Here is a 19,494-nt window from a genome sequence, read left to right as displayed (position 1 = left end):
CACACTTAATGAAATCTCTGTTTAAATTCTTTATATTGATAATTATTATACTATATCCATTTATAGTCTATATTGGCTTAAATTCACTCTCGATAAAGTATCTTGGCTTAATTGTCGTCTTAATATTTATACTAAGATTACTAATTTTAAAAAAAGATTCTAGCATCACTTGGAAACTTATTACTATTGTAGGGATACTTCTTGCAGGGATAGCCATCATTGTAGATAATATCACCGTTATGCTACTATACCCTGTCTTTGTAAGTATTAGCCTCTTCTGTGTTTTTTGTTATTCATTATTCCAAGACAAAAGCCTGATTACCAAACTTGCAATTCGCATGAGCAAAGAGACTCTACCAGACTATGCAATAAAATACACATGGTATGCAACATTAGCTTGGTGTGTGTTTTTTGCTATAAATGCCAGTATTTCAACATATACTATTATATTAGGTTCGATACAATTTTGGACACTTTATAACGGTTTTATCAGTTATGTCCTTATAGGATTAATGATGCTTAGTGAAATTATAATTAGAATTGTTGTTAGGAGATATTTTGAAAAGCACACTTAAATCAATACTAGAATTTTATGCACAAAATCCTTCTGAAATCATATTTATCAAAGATTCAAATAATATTATCGCAAAAGAGTTTTTAAATGATATAAAAGCTTTAGCTAATCACCTTGATATCATTCTAAGTAATAGTTGCAAAGTTGCATTATCAGTTGATGATATGTACTTATTTTGTTGCACATGGATAGCATGTCAGTTTTTAGGTAAAACTACTATAATGATACCAAATGACAAATCTGGCACAATTGCCAAGCTTGCAAAATATTACGACTCTTTAATAACTGATAATGATCTTAATTTATCAACAAAAATCATCAATGAATATACATTAAAAGATTGTGAAACTATATTTTTCACATCTGGATCTACTGGTGAATATAAAAGCTATAGCAAAACCATAGACAATCTTGAACAAGAGTCTTTCGCGATCAATAGTGTCATACAAAGCTTTAATCTTAAGAATATCAATGTGCTCACAACAGTATCACATCAGCACCTGTATGGCTTTAGCTGGGCTATAATATGGCCACTGCTATACCCAAAAATCATCCACACAGAAAGGCTATTTGTACCCGAACTTATCCACAAAAAGCTACTTCAAGATAACAATATTTTGATAACGACTCCTGTAATTATTTCTCACCTTGATGGTAGTATCAGTAGTCCTATCACTAACTCTTTGCTCATTTCATCAGCTAGTGCATTAAATACCGATATTGCGATTAAATTTCAAAATAGTTACAACATCCCTATTCTTGAAGCTTATGGCAGTAGTGAAACTGGAGTTATTGCGTATAGACAACAGTTAATTGATAAACTATGGAAGCCTTTTGATAATGTTTGTATTACTACAAAGTCTGATCAACTAGTTGTTAGATCTCCTTTTTTTAAGCAAGAAAAACAACTAATGGCAGATATCGTTGCATTATACAACGATAAATTTGAACTAAAAGGTAGAGTCGATAAGATTGTCAAAATTGCTGGTAATCGTTTATCAATATCACAAATGCAAAATATATTAATTGATTATGACTTAATACAAGATTGTGTATGTATCAAGCGTCAAAGCTATCGTGAATATATAGCAGTAATAATATGTCTAAATCAAGCTGGACAAGACTTATTACAAAATTTTGGTAAACAAAATTTAATTAAACAAATAAAGAGCTATCTATTAAACTATTACTCAAATGTAGTTATACCTAAACAATGGCGCTTTGTAACTGAAATACCAACCAACTCTCAAGGAAAAAGAACTCTAGAACTATTAGTTGAATTATTAGATGATAATTAAATAGGTTAGAGCTTATAAGTTTGATAAGATTTAAGCTTATTAAGGAGACTTTATTTAAAATTTATGGCGAAATAAACTATGAACAAACATCTTAAGATAAATAATATACAAAATATTGATGATTGCTGTGTTTTAGTATCGGCGCAAGTACTCCACGAGTGTGATTTTTTTAAAGGTCACTTTCAAGAGCAGGCAATTTTACCGGGTATTGCTCAAGTTGATTTTGTCATAAATTTGGCAAGCCAGATATTCGGTATTAATAAACTCTCTTTTGGTAATATTCCACAAGTAAAATTCAAAAAAGTTATATTACCTAATGATGATATAGAAATAAAAATCACAAATAATAATAATACAATTACTTTTGAAATTTCTGTCAATAATCAAGTAGCATCTCAGGGTAAAATAAAATATGAGTAGTAGTGATTGTAATTTATGTATTGTAGTACCAATCTATAACCATGGAAAGCAACTACGTAACACCATCAAAAATATCGCTAGATATGACTTACCTATCATACTTATAAATGATGGTAGCCAAGATAACACTAAACAAATCATGAGAGAAGTTGCTGATGAATTTAATAATATTGTTTTGATAGAATCACTTGATAAAAATCAAGGTAAAGGTGTTGCTGTAAGTTATGGTGCCAATTTAGCTTTTAAAATGGGTTATACACATATGCTTCAAATAGATGCTGATGGTCAGCATGATTCGAATGATATACCTAAATTTATACAAGCAATGCAGCAAAACCCTCAAGCACTAATATCTGGTATGCCTATCTATGATGATAGTATTCCCAAAAGTAGACTTCATGGTAGAAAAATTACAAATTTTTGGGTAGCAATAGAAACTCTGTCGTTTGATCTCAAAGAATCAATGTGTGGTTTTCGTATCTATCCACTAGAGGCTTATACAAAGCTTATGCAGAAAAGAACTTTCTCAGTGAAGATGGATTTCGATATAGATGTAATCGTGAGAATGTACTGGTTAGGTCTTCCTATAGTCTATATAAATACCAAAGTAATTTACCCTCAAGATGGTTACTCCAATTTTAGAATGTTTCGAGATAATGTCAGGATATCTTGGACTCATACAAAATTAGTTACTGGTATGATTATTAGATTACCATTACTATTATGGAGAAAAATCAGGTGAAACATTGGACTAAGATAAAAGAAGCCGGTGGTCTATTTGGGCTTAGAACTACTTTTATTTTATTTCGTTTATTAGGTCGTAGACTTACCTACTCAATCATGTCAGTAGTTATGATCTATTATTTTTTATTGTACAAAAATGCACGTAACTATTCTTTTAAATATATTAAACACCTCGATAAAAATATTAAAACTTCAAAATTATGGTTTTATAGTTTTAAACATTTTTTAGCATTTGGTGAAATGGTTATAGATAAAATAGCTGTTTGGAGTAATAAGATCACTATAGATAATGTAGACTTCTCATTACAAGATCGCAAAATCATGAACCAAGCTATCAAATCACAAAAAGGTGGTGTTATTTTTACGGCTCATCTTGGTAATCTTGATGTTGCAAGATCTCTAGCAGACTTTGATAGTAGTATGAAAATAAATGCTCTAGTATTTAGCAAGCAAGCTCCTACATTTAACAAACTTTTGACAAAGATTAATCCTAAATACTCAATCAATATGATATGTATACAAGATGTTACTCCAGATCTAGCAATTGAGTTATATGAGCGTGTTGCTAATGGTGAATTTATCGTTATACCTGCAGATAGAACTTCTGTAACTAAACCAGAGAGAAATCTTAGATTATCATTTTTAGATGATATGGCATTTTTCCCGCAAGGTGCATTTATATTAGCAAGTATTCTAAAATGCCCTACATACTTTATGCTATGCCCAAAAAAAGATCGTAATAACTTTGATTTTATTTTCAAAGAGTTTGATCAAAATAGCATTATTTTAAATAGAAAAACAAAACAACAAGATTTAGAAAAGTATGCACAAAAATACGCACAAATGCTTGAATCATATTGTAAAAAATATCCAAAACAATGGTTTAATTTTTTTGATTTTTGGCATCAAGGAGAATAAGTAAATGCTTAAAGATAGTTTATTCACACATGTTTACAAAATGACTATCCCATTTTTTGATGTTGATATGCTTGAAATTGTTTGGCATGGTAATTATATCAAGTACTTTGAAATGGCTAGATGTAGTATGCTCAAAGAAATTGGTTACGATTATATAGCTATGAAGAAAGATGGCTTCGCTTGGCCTATAGTTGATATAAAAGCCAAATTTATTAAATCTGCAAGATTTGGACAAGATATTGATATTTATTGTGATCTAATAGAGTTCGAGAACCGATTAAAAATAAACTATACTATTTTAGATAGCTTAACTAAAATAAAGTTATGTCAAGGTTATACTACTCAGCTTGCTGTTGATATTAACAAAAAAGAAACTTGTTTCGTAACACCTCAGCAATGGCAACAAAAAATAAAAGAGATTATTAGAAGATGAAGAGACTATTTACTTTTATTAGCATTTTTTTAACTATTGTGGCTCCCTTATATGCTTCAGACCTTACTAGTAATTCAGACTTCCAAGCGGTTGAAAAGCAATTAACCAAAGATACTAATATCTCGGGTAAATTTATACAAATCCGACAAATTGAAGGTTTAAACTCAAGTTTAAAATCTTCAGGAACATTTAAACTAACTAATGATGGATCTCTGTTATGGCAACAGCAACAACCGATCAAAACCACAATGCAAATGTCTAAAAATAAGCTTACACAAACTATTATGGATAATCCTCCTACGGTTCTAACACGTGATGACCAGCCAATAGTTTTCACATTCACTAGTGTTTTTATGTCTGTATTTAAAGGCGATACAAAAACTATATCAGAATTTTTTAATATCAATTTTGATGGTAATACTCAAAACTGGACTATCACACTCACACCGAAATCTAGCCCTCTTAATAAGGCTATAAAAGAGATAACTCTAAAAGGTAATAGATATATTACAAATATTGACGTCGCTGATACCCAAGATAATATAATCAAAATACAACTTTTTGATATTACAACAAACTAAATATTATGATTAATAAATCTCTTATCCGTCTTATTATTTGGGGTGTAATTGTTCTAAGCAACATAATCCTATTTATAGCCATTATTACAAAAGGACTAAACTTAAATACAAACATTCTAGCTTTATTACCAAACCAAGAGACCTCACCTGAACTTACCTCGGCATCAAATAAGTTTTCTGACCGTATAAGTAATGATGTTGTATTTTTAATAAGTTCTAAAGATCCGACTAAAGCTACAAATGCTGCAGCAAAATTTAGCCACTTACTAGAACAAAGTAATAACTTCACAACGGTAAATACTGGAGTAAACCAAGACCAGCAATTATCTTGGGCAAAATTTTATTTCCCATACAGACTACAATTACTTAGTGATAAAGACCAACAACTATTAGTTGATAAAAACTACGAAAGACTATACCAAAATGCTCTAGCAAATATATATAACCCAACAGGAGTGGTTAATCGTAACTTACTTAATAATGACCCTTTCTTTACATATCAAAACTATCTTTTAAACTTACCTAAACCAAGCTCCAACCTTAAGCTTAGAAATGGCTTTCTAGTAGCTGAAAAAAACAATACTTATTATGTTCTTATTAAAGCCGAAATTAAAGGACAAAGCTTTTCATTAACGACTCAAACTGAAATTATCAAAAGCATTAATAATGCTATCAAACAGATTAAATCAAATCATATTAGTGTTCTAAAAACTGGAATGCTCTTTTATGCAAATGCTGGAGCCGAAGATGCTCATCATGAGATAAATACTATTGGTATTGGCTCTATGATAGGCGTCTTGATTTTGATAATTCTAACATTTAGATCAATTATTCCACTTTTTTTTACACTATTTTCAATACTTTGTGGATTTATTGCTGCGTTTGTTGTTACACACTATATATTTGGTAGTGTCTTCTTATTTACGCTAGTTTTCGGTGCAAGTTTGATTGGTATATCTGTTGACTATGCTTTCTTTTACTATTCTGAGAAGCTTTTAGCTGATGCTAATTGGACTCCAAAAACAGGACTAAATCGTATTTTCAAAGGCATAACATTAGGACTTTTAAATGTTGTTATAGCTTTTTTAGTTATAGCAATCGCACCTTTTCCTGGACTACATCAACTGGCAGTTTTTGGTATTATTGGCTTAGCTGTATCATATCTAACCGTGATATGCTTTTTCCCATATATTATTAATATCAAATCAAAAAGCCATAAGAGTATTCCTCTATTAAGGCTTACGGATAAATATCTAAATCTGTGGAAAAATATTAGTACAAAAAAAATTATTCTGATCTTACTAGCTCTAGTAATAATAATTATTGCAGGAATATACAAAATAAAACCTAATGATGATATTCACATATTACAATCAACTCCTAAAGAGCTCAAGGATGAAGAACAACAGCTTAAAAACATAATTCGCAGTGATATAGGTCTCAGCTATATTATCGTATTAGCTAAAAATGATAATACCCTTCTGTCAAAAGCTAATCATGTAACAAGCATTATTCGTAGCAACTTTGCTAATATTAAAAATCCACTAATTAGCATAAGTGACTATGTACCAAGCTTAGAGCAGCAACAACAAAACTATAATCTTATACAAAACTTTATTAATACCAAATATCCACAAGAGTATCTTAAACAAATAGGTTTTTCAAAGGCTCAACAAGTAAAAGTGATAGATGAAATTAAAAATACAAAATTTAAGCCTCTGGAACTATCTGCATGGTTAGATAAACCTGTTTCAGCACAGATGAGATTTTTGTGGTTAGGAGACCAGCCAAATGATTATAAAGCTGTGGCAATAACACTTTCAAAAGATATTAATATTGCTAAACTACAAAATTTGCTTAGCTCTATCGATAATGTTTATATTGTTGATAAGGTAAGTCAGATAAGTGATATTTTTAGTCATTATCGTAATATGATTTCTTACATAATGGCGATTGCATTTGTCTTATTATGGTTGGGACTAACTGTTAGATATTCTTTTAGAAAATCTATAGTTTATATTGTAGTTCCATTATTATCATGTTTCATATCTATAGCATTTCTTGGATTACTCAATATTCCTCTGACATTATTTAGCATCCTTGCGATAATACTTGTTTTAGGAATAAGTATGGATTATGTTTTATTCTTAGCTGAGAGTCATAATAGATTCAGTAGTACTATGCTAGCATTGGCACTATCAGCTATTACTACTATACTATCATTTGGGCTTTTGGCGTTAAGTAATACTCCAGCTATTGAATATTTTGGTCTAACTGTACTAGTAGGTATTTCGGTAGCATTTTTATTAGCTCCTATAGCAATTAAGGTACAAGGTTATGAAAAGTAAAATTCTTTCAACTATTTTTATATTCATCTTTTTAAGCAGTTGCTCATTGTTGCAAACAAAACAGCAAATCGACGTAAAGGTAGCTATAACACCAGATACAACTGTAACACTACCCCAGCCACAACAACTAGGTATTGATAAAACAATATCGCAAATAGTCTCTGCTACTTATTATGATAAAGATGGCAAACAAAAAAATCTAACAACAAATATGATTATTGAAGCCAACTCAAAACATATCATAATGGTAGCGTTATCAGCTTGGGGAGGTTCTTTATTTAAGCTTGATTATAATGGCAAAAATATCCAAAGTAGTAGCCTGCCTATGCCAAACCAGAATATTGGTGTTAAACAAAGCCTCACAGAGTTTATTATAAGCCAAGCCCCTGTCAATGTTGTCAAAGAGATGTTTGCTAATACAAGCATTAGCGTATCAGAAAAAGCAAATGAAAGGATTTTAACTTCTAAAGATGGCAAAAAAATTCTGACAATAAAATACAGTGATAATAATAAAATAACTATTTGCAACTATCACTACAACTATACTATTAATATAACAAATCTAAATTAATGGTTCTTGATACCACTCTACTTTGCAAAAACACTATCAAAACCATAATATTGTGCAAACTGCTCATTGTTCCATCCCCACTTTCTAATATATTCAGGATCATCTGATTTAGGAATTAAATCAATATAAATAATTTTAGTATTCGTTCTTAATGGTAGTTTTGTTAATAAAATATCTTTATTACCAGCTTGTTGATAGTGTCTCACTTCGTTCATTCTAAGATGGTTATAATATCCTAATTGAAGATAAGCATAAAAAAACTTAACTGCAAAAAATAATAAAGCAATAACAAAAAATAAGTATAACTTATCAAATAAATATGAGAAACCTGAACGAAATAAGTATTTACATATAATATAAAAATATATAAGCATATATAGCATTTCAACTCGTATTTCTAAACCAAACATAATAAGAAATGTTGTCAGAGAAATCGATACTAAGCATAAAATTGTAAGAACCTTAGTTTTTATATCCTTTTCAAAAGCAAAAACCATAAATATAGAAAGAATAAATGGTAGTGAAAGTTCAAATTTTGAAAAAAACTTCATAGTTGTATCAAATAAATTATGAAATATATATCCTAAAAGAGATTGTCCCGCAAGCATATCACTAGTTCTAGCAAAGTTTCCAGGCGCTACCATCATCACGATACCCGCAATTATAAATGGTATGACAAAATATAAAGTATTTTTATTTAGTTTATCTTTTTTGACAATTTGATGAATTATATAGTAAAAGCAAATGGTAAAAATTACCATGAAAAATGCTTCGTTATATAAACCAAGAAAAATACCCAAAATAATACTTAATACTTTTGAGTGCTTGTTCTCTACGAAAAGAAAATAAAAACCCCATACAAGCAAGCTAATACCCCAAAGATACTGAATGTCTATGGTCTTCCACATTGCATTACCTAAAAAAGTATTTTCTATAAAGTAACCCATAAATAGACAAGCATATATAATGAATTTTCTAGATAGAATACTAACTTGATCTCTAAATATTAATTTATACAGGTAAACAACCAACACTGTTAATGCAAGTGCATTTAGCATATCTACAACATAAATCAAAGAAGGGTAACTTTTGTTAAAAAGAATATAAACTGGTAATTGTGCCGAAACTCTACCAGTCCAATAGAAATAGTCACTTCTAATGTGAAACCATATAGTTCCATCATGAAGAGCATTTACATTTGATCGCCAAAGATCATCCATCATCAAAGGTTGACACAGATTTATAATTAAAAAATAAGCGAATATCAAAAGGTAAACAAATACCTGATATTTTATATTTGATTTTGTACTAAGCATTTATAAAGTTTAAACCATTCATACAGTAAAAACATTATATATAATTTATGATCAAAAATACTGACTTTTTCTAAAAAGTGCTGACTTAGCCTTGACACGGCACATGAATCAAAAGTTACCGTTGCTTCCTTCCGGACCTGGCGGGGTTCACAATCTATCATTGCGTGGAAACCAAGTCAGCGTTACGTATATTACTAGATATATCCTAAAATTACAAGCTAACAAAGCAAATTCCATTATCTAAGATAAATTGGTATTATTATCAAAAATAGTTAGATTCGACAAATATCATGATAATAGTTATATCGCCTGCTAAAAGTCAAAATTTTGAAACCGCAATAGCAAAGTATCAATTTACACAACCAATATTCAAAGATCAAATAACCAAGCTTATAAATACCCTTAAACATTATGAGGTTGATGAGATTGAAAAGCTAATGAAAATCAGTCCTAAACTGGCTGAAGAAGTATTTGCTAAACATAATAACTTTGACCCTAAGAGTTATAACGAGTCAAATTCAAAAGCTGCTATTTTTACATTTAGTGGAGACGTTTATAAAGGTCTTGAGGCAGATACGCTAGACAAAGAAACTATCGAATATGCTCAAAATCATCTTTTGATGTTATCTGGACTATATGGACTGATACGCCCTCTTGATTTAATGCAAGCTTATAGATTAGAAATGGGTACAAAAATTAAAATTGATGGCAAAATTCTACATAAGTACTGGCAAGATAAGATCACAGCTCAATTAAATGAATACTTCAACCAGCAACAAAATAAAGTTTTGATAAATCTTGCGTCTAATGAATATTCCCAAGCAATAGATAAAAAATCTTTAGATGCAAAATGGCTAGACATTGATTTTAAGGAAAATAAAAACGGTACATATAAGACTATAGGGATTCATGCTAAAAAAGCACGTGGATTAATGACAAGGTACATTCTTGAAAATAGGATAGAAAATATTAGTGATATTAAAAAGTTCAATGTAGCTGACTACAAATTTAACCTAGAACTTTCAAATGAAAATCTTATGTGCTTTACGAGATAGTTTATGAAAATTAGAATACTCTCTTTAGGAGAAAAACCACCTAAATGGGTTAGCGAAGGTTATGATGAGTACAAAAAGCGCCTAAGTAAATCAATCCCACTTGAACTGATCGAATTACCAATAGCTAAACGAACTAAAACTGGTAATCCCAAACTTTGGATGGAACAAGAAGCTAAAACTATCCTTACTAAACTTAGTGACTCTGATCACTTAGTAATTCTTGATGTTAACTCTAAAATAATTTCAACGGAAGAACTAGCTGAAAAAATACAAAATTGGAAGTTTAACCATCCAAATGTTGTGATTTTAATTGGTGGTCCAGATGGTATAGATCAAAGTATCAAAAATATTGCTAAAGAAAAAATATCCATATCAAAGATGACTTTCCCTCATCCTCTAGTACGTATCATTATTGCTGAACAGTTGTATAGAGCTTATACGATATTAGAAGGCCACCCTTATCATAAATAACCACAAAACCTAGCTTTTGTACACCTATCTTTATAATTTAAATCTTTAATAGTCTGAATGTCACCGAAACTATACTGAGAAAATATATTTGCTATATCATTCGCTTGGGTGAAGCCATGTTCTATATACAAATATCCTCCCTGCTTTAGAAAACCACCTGCTTGGGATATGATTATTCTAATATCTGCTAAGCCATTATCTGCCGCAAATAAAGCTCTTGATGGTTCATGCTCTCTAACACTATCATCAATATTGGCATCGTCAACATCTATATATGGTGGATTTGATACAATGATGTCAAACTTAGTCCCATCTAAATTTTCATACCAACTACTTTGCATAAATTCAACATTAACAATCTTATTGGCTAGAGCATTTTTTTTAGCAACATCTAGAGTCTTAGAGTATAAATCAACAGCTACAACTTGACTCCTAGGTAGCTCATCAGCCAAAGCTAAAGCAATCGCGCCAGAGCCTGCACCAAGATCTAATATTTTTAGTTGAGCATTTTTATCTTGTATATCATCTAACACTGCAGCAACTATAACCTCAGTATCTGCTCGGGGTATAAGAGTATCTTTAGTTACATATAGCTTTTGATTCCAAAAATATTTATAACCAAGAATATAAGCTAATGGCTCACCCGCTAAAAGACGTAAAATTTTCCCATTTATTTTTGTAAGTATGGCATTATCTAACTGCTTATCAGAATTTAGATAAAGATAAGTCTTATCAACACTCAAAACATCGCAAATAATCATTTGTAGATCATGTTTTATTGATGAGTCACTTTGAGGAAATTTAGCTACAGCTGAAGCTAACAATTGAGATATTGAGATATTACTCATCTGACATAGTTGCTAGAAGATCAGCTTGATGCTCTAAAATTAGTGGCTGGATAATACTATCTAAACTTCCTTCCATAACCTCATCAAGTTTATAAAGAGTTAAGTTAATACGATGGTCAGTAACTCTACCTTGAGGATAGTTATACGTTCTAATTCTCTCAGATCTATCACCACTACCTACTAGATTCTTACGTGTATCAGATTGCTCTTTTTGTTGTTTATCAATCTCTGCTTGTAGAAGTTTTGACTTAAGCATTGACATTGCAGCTGCACGATTTTTATGCTGTGATCTTTGATCTTGGCATTCAACAACCACACCTGTTGGGATATGTGTAATTCTAATCGCTGAGTCAGTTTTATTGACGTGCTGCCCTCCAGCACCTGATGCTCTAAAAGTATCCACTTTAATATCAGCAGGATTAATATCAATTCCCTCAACCTCATCAGCTTCAGGCATAACCGCAACAGTACATGCTGAAGTATGAATTCTACCTTGTGACTCTGTAGCAGGTACTCTTTGTACTCTATGAGCACCAGATTCAAATTTTAATTGTGAATATACGCCATCGCCGTATATCCTTGAGATAATCTCTTTGTAACCACCATGCTCACCTTCACTAGCTGAAACGACTTCAATTTTCCAGCCTCTTTGCTCAGCGTATTTTGAATACATCTTAAACAAATCACCGGAGAATATTGATGCTTCATCACCACCAGTTCCAGCACGAATCTCTAAGAAAATATTAGCATCATCATTTGGATCACGTGGTAAAAGAAGTATCTGTAATTCATCTTCAAGTCTCTCAATTGACTCATTAGCTGACTTTAATTCTTCTTTTGCCATTTCAACTAGCTCTGCATCTTTCTCATTAAGCATTTCATAGGCGGCTTCTTTATCTTCAAGAGCTTGAGTGTATTCTTTAAATGCCTTAACAATAGGCTCAAGATGAGAATATTCTTTTGATAAGTCTCTAAACTTATTCTGATCAGAAATAACATTAGCTTCACCTAACAATGCACTAACTTCTTCATGTCTTTCTATCAAACTTTGCAGTTTTGCTTTAATAGAATCTTTCATTTATTTTTCCACATTTAAACCAAACATTCGTTTCATACATACCAAACAATCACTTCTACCCTGCTTTGAAGCCTCTTTCATACCGACCACAGGATAGTGTAATACTTTCTTTTTAATTTCATAAGCAAATCTTTTAAGCACTTCTTCAGGATCTTTACCATTTCTTATTTTCGCTAAGCTTTTTTCTAATGATAAATCCACTAAACCATCCGCCTTTTGAAATAGTTCCTTAATAGCACTATTTGAAATAATTGCTTTTTCTTTTTCTAGATAATCTTCTAGTGATTTTACAATAATTTTTTGAGCTCTTGAGCTCTCATGTTTCCTTTTATCCTTATTACCTTCTATTACTGTATTAATGTCATCAACACAATAATAAGCATTCTGTTCTAGATCTCCTAATTTAGGATCTAATGCCTGTGGTATAGAAATATCAATGAAAACTCTTGGCTTTTCTCCTACATCTTCACATTTGACTATGTACTCAGTAACATTAACTGCAGCAATTATAATATCCGCTTTTTTAATTAATTTAGGCAAATCTGCCAAGTAATATGCACTAGCATTATTAAAGGTAGATGTAATTTTTTCGGCTTTTTCTATTGTTCTATTAGCTAACATAATATGTTTAGGATTAAGAGCCGTCACATGGCGAAATAAAAGCTCTCCTGTTTGACCAGCACCTATTATAAGCACATTTTTAGTAGAAATATTGTCTAACTGTTTCTTAGCTAAAGTAATTGCTGAAAATGCTACTGATACAGGACAGTGACCGATTCTTGTTTCACTACGAACTTTTTTAGCTGTAGCAAAAACCTTCTGGAAGACTCTATCTAATTCCTTACCTATAGCATGATTTTTTTTACTAAGAGTATATGAATCTTTAACCTGACCTAATATCTGAGGTTCTCCTAAAACCATAGATTCCAAACCACATGCTAGTTTCATCAAATGCATGATTACTTCGGTACCTTGACGTAATTTAAAGTAATCTCTTATTTTAAATTCTGGATTTCTAACATAACTTTGCCACCAAGCCAAAATATCATCGACAACTCTTAAATCTGTTATTTCAAGATATACTTCAGTCCGATTACATGTTGACAAAATCACAGCATGAACAACATTATCTATAGCTAGTATTGACTTATATAACATCGACACATCAAGCCCTGAAAGTGCAAACTCACTACGAACTTCTATTGGGGATTTTTTATAATCAATTGCTAAAGATATTAATGCCATATTCAAATAATTTTTAAACGTAATAATTACTGATTAAACTCAGGAAAACAAAATCATATTTTAGCATAAAAGACCGAAACATTACATTCTAAATCTAACTAATAAACTTAGAACGTTGGCAACTTTTATGTTAAGATGTTGTAAGTTTACTATAAACAAATTTAATTTGTAGACGTCAATAACCATGAAAAATTTATCTAAAAAACAAAGTCAAGCCCTATATACGATAGTAGGTATAATAGTTGTAGCTATCATTTGTACTATAATTTTACAGTTTTATAACTCTGATAATGAAAAACGCATGTTTGAAGCATCAGATATTTACCAAAGAGCACTAATTGCAAATGAAAACCCTAAATCACCTACAAGTGTAAAAATAGCTAAATTTGAAGAAGTTACAAAAAACTACCCTGATACTAGCTTTGGCATATTTGCTAGTTGGCAATTAGCTGATTTATATATGGCTCCTACTGATTTAGATACCAAGAGTTTTAATGTTAATTTATCCAACCTACCTAAAGCTATTGATGTATTGCAACAGAGTGTCCAAAGCAACCCTAATGATAGCTTAACAGACATTACAAAAGTTAGGCTTGCTAAGCTTTATATATCAAGTAACAACCCTGATAAAGCTATCTCTATTCTTCAAAGTATTAGCTCTCTAAATAGCAATGCATATCCACTAACGCTATTAGGCGAAGCTTATAGCGAGAAAAAAGATAAGGATAAAGCATTAGATGCTTGGAAGAAAGCTCTACAAGATCCTAACAGCTCAGCTGAATTCAAACAAATAATTACCCAACTTATAAATAACGCTAAATAATCATGAAAAAATTATTTTTATTAACAACTCCTTTGCTACTATCATTATTAGTCGCTAGTTGTTCTGAGAGTAATGTCCCACCACCCACACCATTAGCTGAAAAACCTCCTAAGGAGGCTAAGGTGAAAGTTAAATGGAGCAGATCTACGGGTAATGGTAATGGCGGTTTACCAATCTATAATGTTTCCCCTGCTTATGCCAATGATATGGTATTTGTTCCTAATCAAAATGGTATGGCTTATGGTTTAGCAATTGCAAATGGTAAAATAATTTGGAAACATGATACTGGTACCATTCTATCATCTCAACCAAGTACTATAGCTAACGCGGTAATATTTGGTTCTATAAAAGGAACTTTAACAGCTGTTGATCAAAAAGATGGTCAAATACTATGGCGGACAGATGCTCCAAGTAGTATCTTTTCTCAACCAACAATATATAGCAACCATTTATATACCCATACTCACGATGGTTCTGTGACTTCTTTTGATGCCACCAACGGTGCAAAAATATGGAATGTAACAAACAATATTCCTGAGATAACACTACCAAGTGACTCATCTCCTATTATACTTAATGACACTGTGATGGTAGGGTCTGCTTTTGGTACAGTACTAGGCTTTACTCTAGACAATGGTGATAGAACTATCAACTTACCAATTGCTATTGCCCATGGTTCTTCACCTGCTGATAAGATGGTAGATATCACATCAAATCCAATGTTATATGGTAACTATCTTATATTTGGTGCCTATCAAGGTGCTATTGTTGCTCTAGATAGAGATACCGGAAAAATGCTTTGGGCAAAAAAAGCTTCTATAATTAATAATATGGCTATTAATAATGGTGTGATTTTCACAGTACAAGCTAATAGTGAGCTTAAAGCATACGATATCCAAACTGGAGATACGGTTTGGACACAAAATATACTAGAGTGGCGCAAAATAACTGCTCCTATATATTATAAAGGATTGATTGTAGTCGCTGATTATCAAGGTTATTTACACTTTTTCAACTCGCTGAATGGAGATTACTTAGGTAGATATAAACTTACTCCTAAAAGCGACTTTTTTGACTATGGAATTTCAGGACAATTAGTTCCAACTGAAAAAGGTATACTTGTAGAAGCTGATAGTGGTACTACATATTTAGTTGATGCTCATAGTGATAGAGTTATTTATGAAAATATACTAGGTGACTATAAAGTCGACCGAGGTCAAAACGTTAAGGTTATTTATCCTCTAGAACAACCAAAATCGGCTCCTATGGAAAATACACCAAAAGATCTATCTAGCAAAGAAGTTGACTCTGACAAGTCTAAAAACAGTACTGGCTCAGCAGCGACAACTGCAGCTGTTGTAGCAGAAGCTAATAATACAGATATATCGAACTCAACTAATCAAAATTTACCAAGTTCGAGCAACAGTACAAATTCAGAAGCACAAAACTCTGACTCTTCGATAGCTGAGGGTGTTGTGACATCAAATAACACAACCCCTATACCAAAAGGTAAAACTGCCACCATAATAGTTGGTGACTTTAGTAAGAGTGGTTCTGACTAATGTATAAAGGTATACGTCCATCGATTTTCATTTTGATTCTAATGGTCTCTTTGGGACCTTTTGGTGACACTATTTATGCTCCTGCTTTACCAGAAATCAAAACTATTTTAGGCACAGACTATCCTCATGTACAACTAACTATAACATCTTACCTACTTGGTTATTCAGTTAGCCAGCTTTTATACGGTCCTTTTTCAGATAGGTTTGGACGTAAGCCTGTAATGTTAGTGGGGTCAGGCTTTTTTATCATTAGTTCAATAATATGTCTACTCAGCACAAATATTGACACTCTAATTTATGCAAGACTACTTCAGGGATTTGGTGCTGCTGCTGGCGGTGTAATAGCAACAGTTGCCGTCAAAGATGCTTTTAAAGTTAGTGAGCAAGGCGCTATATTTGCTATTATGAATATTGCTTTTGCTTTAGCTCCTGCATTTGGTGCTATTCTAGGAGTTTTCCTTAGTCCTAACCTGATATTCTGGATATTATTAGTCGCAGCTACATTTTTATTTATTCAAGTAACTGTTTTTTTTCCAGAAACAGTAAAAGAAAAAAATATAGATGCACTAACCCTGAGATCCTTCTTTAAGAATTACTTTTCCCTTTTCAAGGATCATCAATTCTTCTTTGCAACCTTTGTATTAGGAATAAATATTAGTGTGATATACGCCTGTTTAGTTACAGCTCCGGATATTTTTATAAATATTTTAAAGCTTGAAAAAGCTAATTTCTTATATCTACTTACAATTATGGTTACTGCTGTAGTATTAGGATCAATTATATGCTCAAAGCTAAGTCGTGTAATAGCTTATAAGCATCTAGTTAATTTTGGTATGTTTTGTACTTTAATATCAGGATTACTCTTTATTTATGCATTCCATAAATTAACAGGATTAACTCTATCTGTAGCTTTAACAGGTGTTCTTTCTCTGACATTTATAGGTGTATCATTTAGTGTGCCCTTATTAACACCAATAGCATTAGAGAACTTTACTACTACTGCTGGAGCAGCATCTTCAGTTATGGGTTTTATGCAGATGGGAATTGCTTCAATAACTACTGCTGTAATTAGTCAAATTGATTTTGGTAGTGAATTTACTTTAGCTTTTGCTTTTGTATTGCTACCACTTATTGGACTAATAATATTTTTTCCTTACAGCTGCTATTTCCTCAAAAAGTAAATATCAAGGACCTTTATGCCTTAGGTTTACGAATTAAAATGATTATATGATAGAATCTACTTTAAATAATATATTTCAAATATCTAAAAATTTATAAATGCAAAACTATAATGCTAAATCTATCGAAGTTCTTACTGGTTTAGATCCTGTAAAGAAAAGACCTGGTATGTACACTAATACCGAAAACCCAAACCATCTTATACAAGAAATTGTTGATAATAGTGTTGACGAAGTTTTAGCTGGATATGCTAGTAAAATAAATATCACCTTATATGATGATAATAGTATCGAAGTAGCTGATGATGGTCGCGGTATGCCTGTAGATATCCATCCAGAGCACAAAATGTCGGGTATCGAGCTTATTATGACCAAACTACATTCAGGTGGTAAATTCAGCAACAAAAACTATACACACTCTGGTGGTCTTCACGGAGTTGGGGTTTCTGTTGTCAATGCCTTATCAAGCAAACTTGAAGCAGAAATCAAACGTGATGGTAATGTTTATCAAATAACTTTTGAAGATGGTCTAAAAACTAAAGATTTAGAGATCATTGATAGCGTTGGTAAAAAAAATACTGGTACTAAAATTAGATTTTGGCCTAATAAAAAATATTTTGATGATATCAAAGTTAACGTTAAAGCTCTTAAAAATCTCTTAGAAGCTAAAGCAATACTCTGCAAAGCACTTACAATTAAATACTCAAATGAAATAAAAAAAGAAAGAATCTCTTGGCATTTTGAAACAGGATTAAAAGGTTACCTTGACCATAAATTAGAAGCTGAGACTCTTCCTCTTGAGCCTTTTATGATAGATAATTTTTCAAATGGTGATTCTTATTTAGATGCTGTATTTTGCTGGTGTGAGGATCCTTTAGAAAGTATCAAAAACAGTTATGTTAACCTAATTCCAACACCACAAGATGGCACACATGTTACAGGTCTTAAAAATGGTGTTTATGAAGCTATTAAAACTTATATTGAAAAAAATTCTCTTGGGATAAAGAATGTCAAAATTACAGCAAACGACTCATTTGCTAAGTTAAATTACGTAATATCCGTAAAGATAACAAATCCTCAATTTGCAGGCCAGACAAAAGAAAAACTCTCCAATAAAGATGTGACTTCATTTGTAACCACAGCTGTCAAAGATTTGCTAACAATATGGCTAAATCAAAATCCTGATGAAGCCCGTCAAATCATCGAAAATATTAATAGCATTGCCCAAAAAAGAATTAACGCTGATAAAAAAACTACTCGTAAGCGTATTATGAATACTTCGATTCGCTTGCCTGGTAAGCTTACAGATTGTATTAGTTCTGATGTAAACTCGACTGAACTTTTTATAGTAGAAGGTGACTCTGCTGGGGGCTCCGCTAAACAAGCACGTGATAAAAACTTTCAAGCTGTCTTACCTCTTAAAGGTAAAATCCTAAATAGTTGGGAGCTTGATGCAGATACTATTATGAACTCCCAAGAAGTTCATAACATAGCTACAGCAATTGGCGTTGATCCAGATAGTGATGATATTTCTGGCTTAAGATACAACAAGATTTGTATCCTTGCTGATGCTGACTCAGATGGTCTACATATTGCAACTCTTTTATGCGCCATGTTTCTTAAACATTTCAGAAAACTTATCGAGTATGGGCACATTTATATTGCTCAACCGCCACTATTTAGAATTGACATCGGTAAGAATACTTTTTACGCTCTTGATGAAAACGAAAAAGAAAAGATTTTAGCTGAGAATACCAAACTAACAGGTAAGATAAATATTATGCGTTTCAAGGGTCTTGGCGAGATGAATCCTATCCAATTACGTGAATCAGCTATGGATGTATCATCTAGAAGACTTTTACAGCTTACAATCTCTAATACGTATGATGATGCTGAAATTTTAGATATGCTTTTGGCGAAAAAAAGAGCCAAAGACCGTCGTGATTGGCTTGAAAATCATGGTGATAAAGCTGAAATTGAATAATATTTTTCTCTCTTTACAAATAAGGAGTATAATTAAAAATAATACTT

General features: G+C 31.7%; 19 protein-coding genes and 1 other RNA gene. 15 read left to right on the top strand and 5 right to left on the bottom strand.

All coding sequences use genetic code 11. The annotated features are described in order from the left end of the window. Positions 1-8: 8 nt before the first annotated feature. From FTPG_RS03775 to FTPG_RS03735, 9 genes are all read left to right on the top strand, one after another. Entirely contained in the window at positions 9-575 is a 567-nt protein-coding gene (locus FTPG_RS03775) for a COG4648 family protein (protein ID WP_035722275.1), read from the top strand. After that, on the top strand, positions 559-1,872 hold the full coding sequence (locus FTPG_RS03770) for an AMP-binding protein (protein ID WP_035722273.1): 1,314 nt from the start codon (positions 559-561) through the stop codon (positions 1,870-1,872). Before FTPG_RS03775 ends, FTPG_RS03770 begins: the two co-directional genes overlap by 17 nt. Before the next feature lie 78 nt (positions 1,873-1,950). After that, positions 1,951-2,292 carry an ApeI family dehydratase gene (locus FTPG_RS03765; RefSeq protein WP_004287097.1) on the top strand — a complete coding sequence of 114 codons (342 nt, stop codon included), beginning with the start codon at positions 1,951-1,953 and terminating at the stop codon, positions 2,290-2,292. Continuing rightward, positions 2,285-3,034: a glycosyltransferase family 2 protein gene (locus tag FTPG_RS03760; protein ID WP_004287096.1), complete on the top strand. Its 750-nt coding sequence runs from the start codon at positions 2,285-2,287 to the stop codon at positions 3,032-3,034. The genes FTPG_RS03765 and FTPG_RS03760 overlap by 8 nt, the downstream gene beginning before the upstream one ends. Further along, on the top strand, positions 3,031-3,954 hold the full coding sequence (locus FTPG_RS03755) for an LpxL/LpxP family acyltransferase (RefSeq protein WP_244855704.1): 924 nt from the start codon (positions 3,031-3,033) through the stop codon (positions 3,952-3,954). The genes FTPG_RS03760 and FTPG_RS03755 overlap by 4 nt, the downstream gene beginning before the upstream one ends. A 4-nt stretch (positions 3,955-3,958) precedes the next feature. Next, positions 3,959-4,387 (top strand): acyl-CoA thioesterase, encoded by a 429-nt coding sequence (locus FTPG_RS03750; protein ID WP_004287095.1) that lies wholly within the window; start codon positions 3,959-3,961, stop codon positions 4,385-4,387. Continuing rightward, a complete protein-coding gene (locus FTPG_RS03745; RefSeq protein ID WP_004287094.1) occupies positions 4,384-4,968 on the top strand; it encodes a LolA family protein in 585 nt (194 codons plus the stop codon). Before FTPG_RS03750 ends, FTPG_RS03745 begins: the two co-directional genes overlap by 4 nt. Positions 4,969-4,973: 5 nt before the next feature. Then, positions 4,974-7,316 (top strand): MMPL family transporter, encoded by a 2,343-nt coding sequence (locus tag FTPG_RS03740; protein WP_004287093.1) that lies wholly within the window; start codon positions 4,974-4,976, stop codon positions 7,314-7,316. Continuing rightward, positions 7,306-7,887 carry a DUF3261 domain-containing protein gene (locus tag FTPG_RS03735; protein ID WP_004287092.1) on the top strand — a complete coding sequence of 194 codons (582 nt, stop codon included), beginning with the start codon at positions 7,306-7,308 and terminating at the stop codon, positions 7,885-7,887. Before FTPG_RS03740 ends, FTPG_RS03735 begins: the two co-directional genes overlap by 11 nt. A 17-nt stretch (positions 7,888-7,904) precedes the next feature. Here the strand turns inward: FTPG_RS03735 and FTPG_RS03730 are convergent, their stop codons facing one another. Then, positions 7,905-9,203: a DUF6056 family protein gene (locus tag FTPG_RS03730; RefSeq protein ID WP_004287091.1), complete on the bottom strand. Its 1,299-nt coding sequence runs from the start codon at positions 9,201-9,203 to the stop codon at positions 7,905-7,907. A gap of 80 nt (positions 9,204-9,283) precedes the next feature. After that, positions 9,284-9,380: signal recognition particle sRNA small type (gene ffs, locus FTPG_RS09645), an RNA gene on the bottom strand. 113 nt (positions 9,381-9,493) lie between these two features. Here ffs and yaaA point away from each other — a divergent pair. Further along, on the top strand, positions 9,494-10,258 hold the full coding sequence (yaaA, locus tag FTPG_RS03725; RefSeq protein WP_004287090.1) for a peroxide stress protein YaaA: 765 nt from the start codon (positions 9,494-9,496) through the stop codon (positions 10,256-10,258). 3 nt (positions 10,259-10,261) lie between these two features. Then, the gene (gene rlmH / locus FTPG_RS03720; RefSeq protein ID WP_004287089.1) at positions 10,262-10,729 is read left to right on the top strand and encodes a 23S rRNA (pseudouridine(1915)-N(3))-methyltransferase RlmH; all 468 of its coding nucleotides are present in this window, start codon (positions 10,262-10,264) and stop codon (positions 10,727-10,729) included. Here the strand turns inward: rlmH and prmC are convergent. Genes prmC through FTPG_RS03705 form a run of 3 tightly spaced genes read right to left on the bottom strand, consistent with a single transcriptional unit; the run spans position 10,720 to position 13,900 of the window. After that, a complete protein-coding gene (prmC, locus tag FTPG_RS03715; protein ID WP_004287088.1) occupies positions 10,720-11,577 on the bottom strand; it encodes a peptide chain release factor N(5)-glutamine methyltransferase in 858 nt (285 codons plus the stop codon). The genes rlmH and prmC overlap by 10 nt on opposite strands. Next, on the bottom strand, positions 11,570-12,655 hold the full coding sequence (gene prfA / locus FTPG_RS03710; protein WP_004287087.1) for a peptide chain release factor 1: 1,086 nt from the start codon (positions 12,653-12,655) through the stop codon (positions 11,570-11,572). Before prfA ends, prmC begins: the two co-directional genes overlap by 8 nt. Next, positions 12,656-13,900: a glutamyl-tRNA reductase gene (locus tag FTPG_RS03705; protein ID WP_035722270.1), complete on the bottom strand. Its 1,245-nt coding sequence runs from the start codon at positions 13,898-13,900 to the stop codon at positions 12,656-12,658. Positions 13,901-14,084: 184 nt separating this feature from the next. Between FTPG_RS03705 and FTPG_RS03700 the strand changes: the two genes are divergently transcribed. The 4 genes from FTPG_RS03700 (at position 14,085) to parE (ending at position 19,447) form a co-directional block, all read left to right on the top strand. Beyond that, entirely contained in the window at positions 14,085-14,723 is a 639-nt protein-coding gene (locus tag FTPG_RS03700) for a YfgM family protein (RefSeq protein WP_004287085.1), read from the top strand. A gap of 2 nt (positions 14,724-14,725) precedes the next feature. Beyond that, complete coding sequence (gene bamB, locus FTPG_RS03695; RefSeq protein WP_004287084.1) at positions 14,726-16,285, top strand: outer membrane protein assembly factor BamB; 1,560 nt, start codon at positions 14,726-14,728, stop codon at positions 16,283-16,285. Further along, positions 16,285-17,466: a multidrug effflux MFS transporter gene (locus FTPG_RS03690; protein ID WP_004287083.1), complete on the top strand. Its 1,182-nt coding sequence runs from the start codon at positions 16,285-16,287 to the stop codon at positions 17,464-17,466. Before bamB ends, FTPG_RS03690 begins: the two co-directional genes overlap by 1 nt. 97 nt (positions 17,467-17,563) lie before the next feature. Beyond that, positions 17,564-19,447, top strand: coding sequence for a DNA topoisomerase IV subunit B (parE, locus tag FTPG_RS03685; protein ID WP_004287082.1), 1,884 nt, complete (start codon positions 17,564-17,566; stop codon positions 19,445-19,447). Positions 19,448-19,494 lie beyond the last annotated feature (47 nt).

Source organism: Francisella philomiragia subsp. philomiragia ATCC 25015, from assembly GCF_000156715.1.
Taxonomy (GTDB): Bacteria; Pseudomonadota; Gammaproteobacteria; order Francisellales; family Francisellaceae; genus Francisella; species Francisella philomiragia.
The sequence above is the reverse complement of the archived record's forward strand: the minus strand, read 5'-3'. Positions and strand labels throughout refer to the sequence as shown.

What these genes read in the sequence shown, in the direction of transcription:
- FTPG_RS03705 (WP_035722270.1), bottom strand. Translation starts at nt 13,900, where the DNA reads ATGGCATTAATATCTTTAGCAATTGATTATAAAAAATCCCCAATAGAA.
- FTPG_RS03700 (WP_004287085.1), top strand. Translation starts at nt 14,085, where the DNA reads ATGAAAAATTTATCTAAAAAACAAAGTCAAGCCCTATATACGATAGTA.
- yaaA (WP_004287090.1), top strand. Translation starts at nt 9,494, where the DNA reads ATGATAATAGTTATATCGCCTGCTAAAAGTCAAAATTTTGAAACCGCA.
- FTPG_RS03735 (WP_004287092.1), top strand. Translation starts at nt 7,306, where the DNA reads ATGAAAAGTAAAATTCTTTCAACTATTTTTATATTCATCTTTTTAAGC.
- parE (WP_004287082.1), top strand. Translation starts at nt 17,564, where the DNA reads ATGCAAAACTATAATGCTAAATCTATCGAAGTTCTTACTGGTTTAGAT.
- FTPG_RS03690 (WP_004287083.1), top strand. Translation starts at nt 16,285, where the DNA reads ATGTATAAAGGTATACGTCCATCGATTTTCATTTTGATTCTAATGGTC.
- rlmH (WP_004287089.1), top strand. Translation starts at nt 10,262, where the DNA reads ATGAAAATTAGAATACTCTCTTTAGGAGAAAAACCACCTAAATGGGTT.
- bamB (WP_004287084.1), top strand. Translation starts at nt 14,726, where the DNA reads ATGAAAAAATTATTTTTATTAACAACTCCTTTGCTACTATCATTATTA.
- FTPG_RS03750 (WP_004287095.1), top strand. Translation starts at nt 3,959, where the DNA reads ATGCTTAAAGATAGTTTATTCACACATGTTTACAAAATGACTATCCCA.
- FTPG_RS03765 (WP_004287097.1), top strand. Translation starts at nt 1,951, where the DNA reads ATGAACAAACATCTTAAGATAAATAATATACAAAATATTGATGATTGC.
- prfA (WP_004287087.1), bottom strand. Translation starts at nt 12,655, where the DNA reads ATGAAAGATTCTATTAAAGCAAAACTGCAAAGTTTGATAGAAAGACAT.
- FTPG_RS03760 (WP_004287096.1), top strand. Translation starts at nt 2,285, where the DNA reads ATGAGTAGTAGTGATTGTAATTTATGTATTGTAGTACCAATCTATAAC.
- prmC (WP_004287088.1), bottom strand. Translation starts at nt 11,577, where the DNA reads ATGAGTAATATCTCAATATCTCAATTGTTAGCTTCAGCTGTAGCTAAA.
- FTPG_RS03730 (WP_004287091.1), bottom strand. Translation starts at nt 9,203, where the DNA reads ATGCTTAGTACAAAATCAAATATAAAATATCAGGTATTTGTTTACCTT.
- FTPG_RS03745 (WP_004287094.1), top strand. Translation starts at nt 4,384, where the DNA reads ATGAAGAGACTATTTACTTTTATTAGCATTTTTTTAACTATTGTGGCT.
- FTPG_RS03775 (WP_035722275.1), top strand. Translation starts at nt 9, where the DNA reads ATGAAATCTCTGTTTAAATTCTTTATATTGATAATTATTATACTATAT.
- FTPG_RS03740 (WP_004287093.1), top strand. Translation starts at nt 4,974, where the DNA reads ATGATTAATAAATCTCTTATCCGTCTTATTATTTGGGGTGTAATTGTT.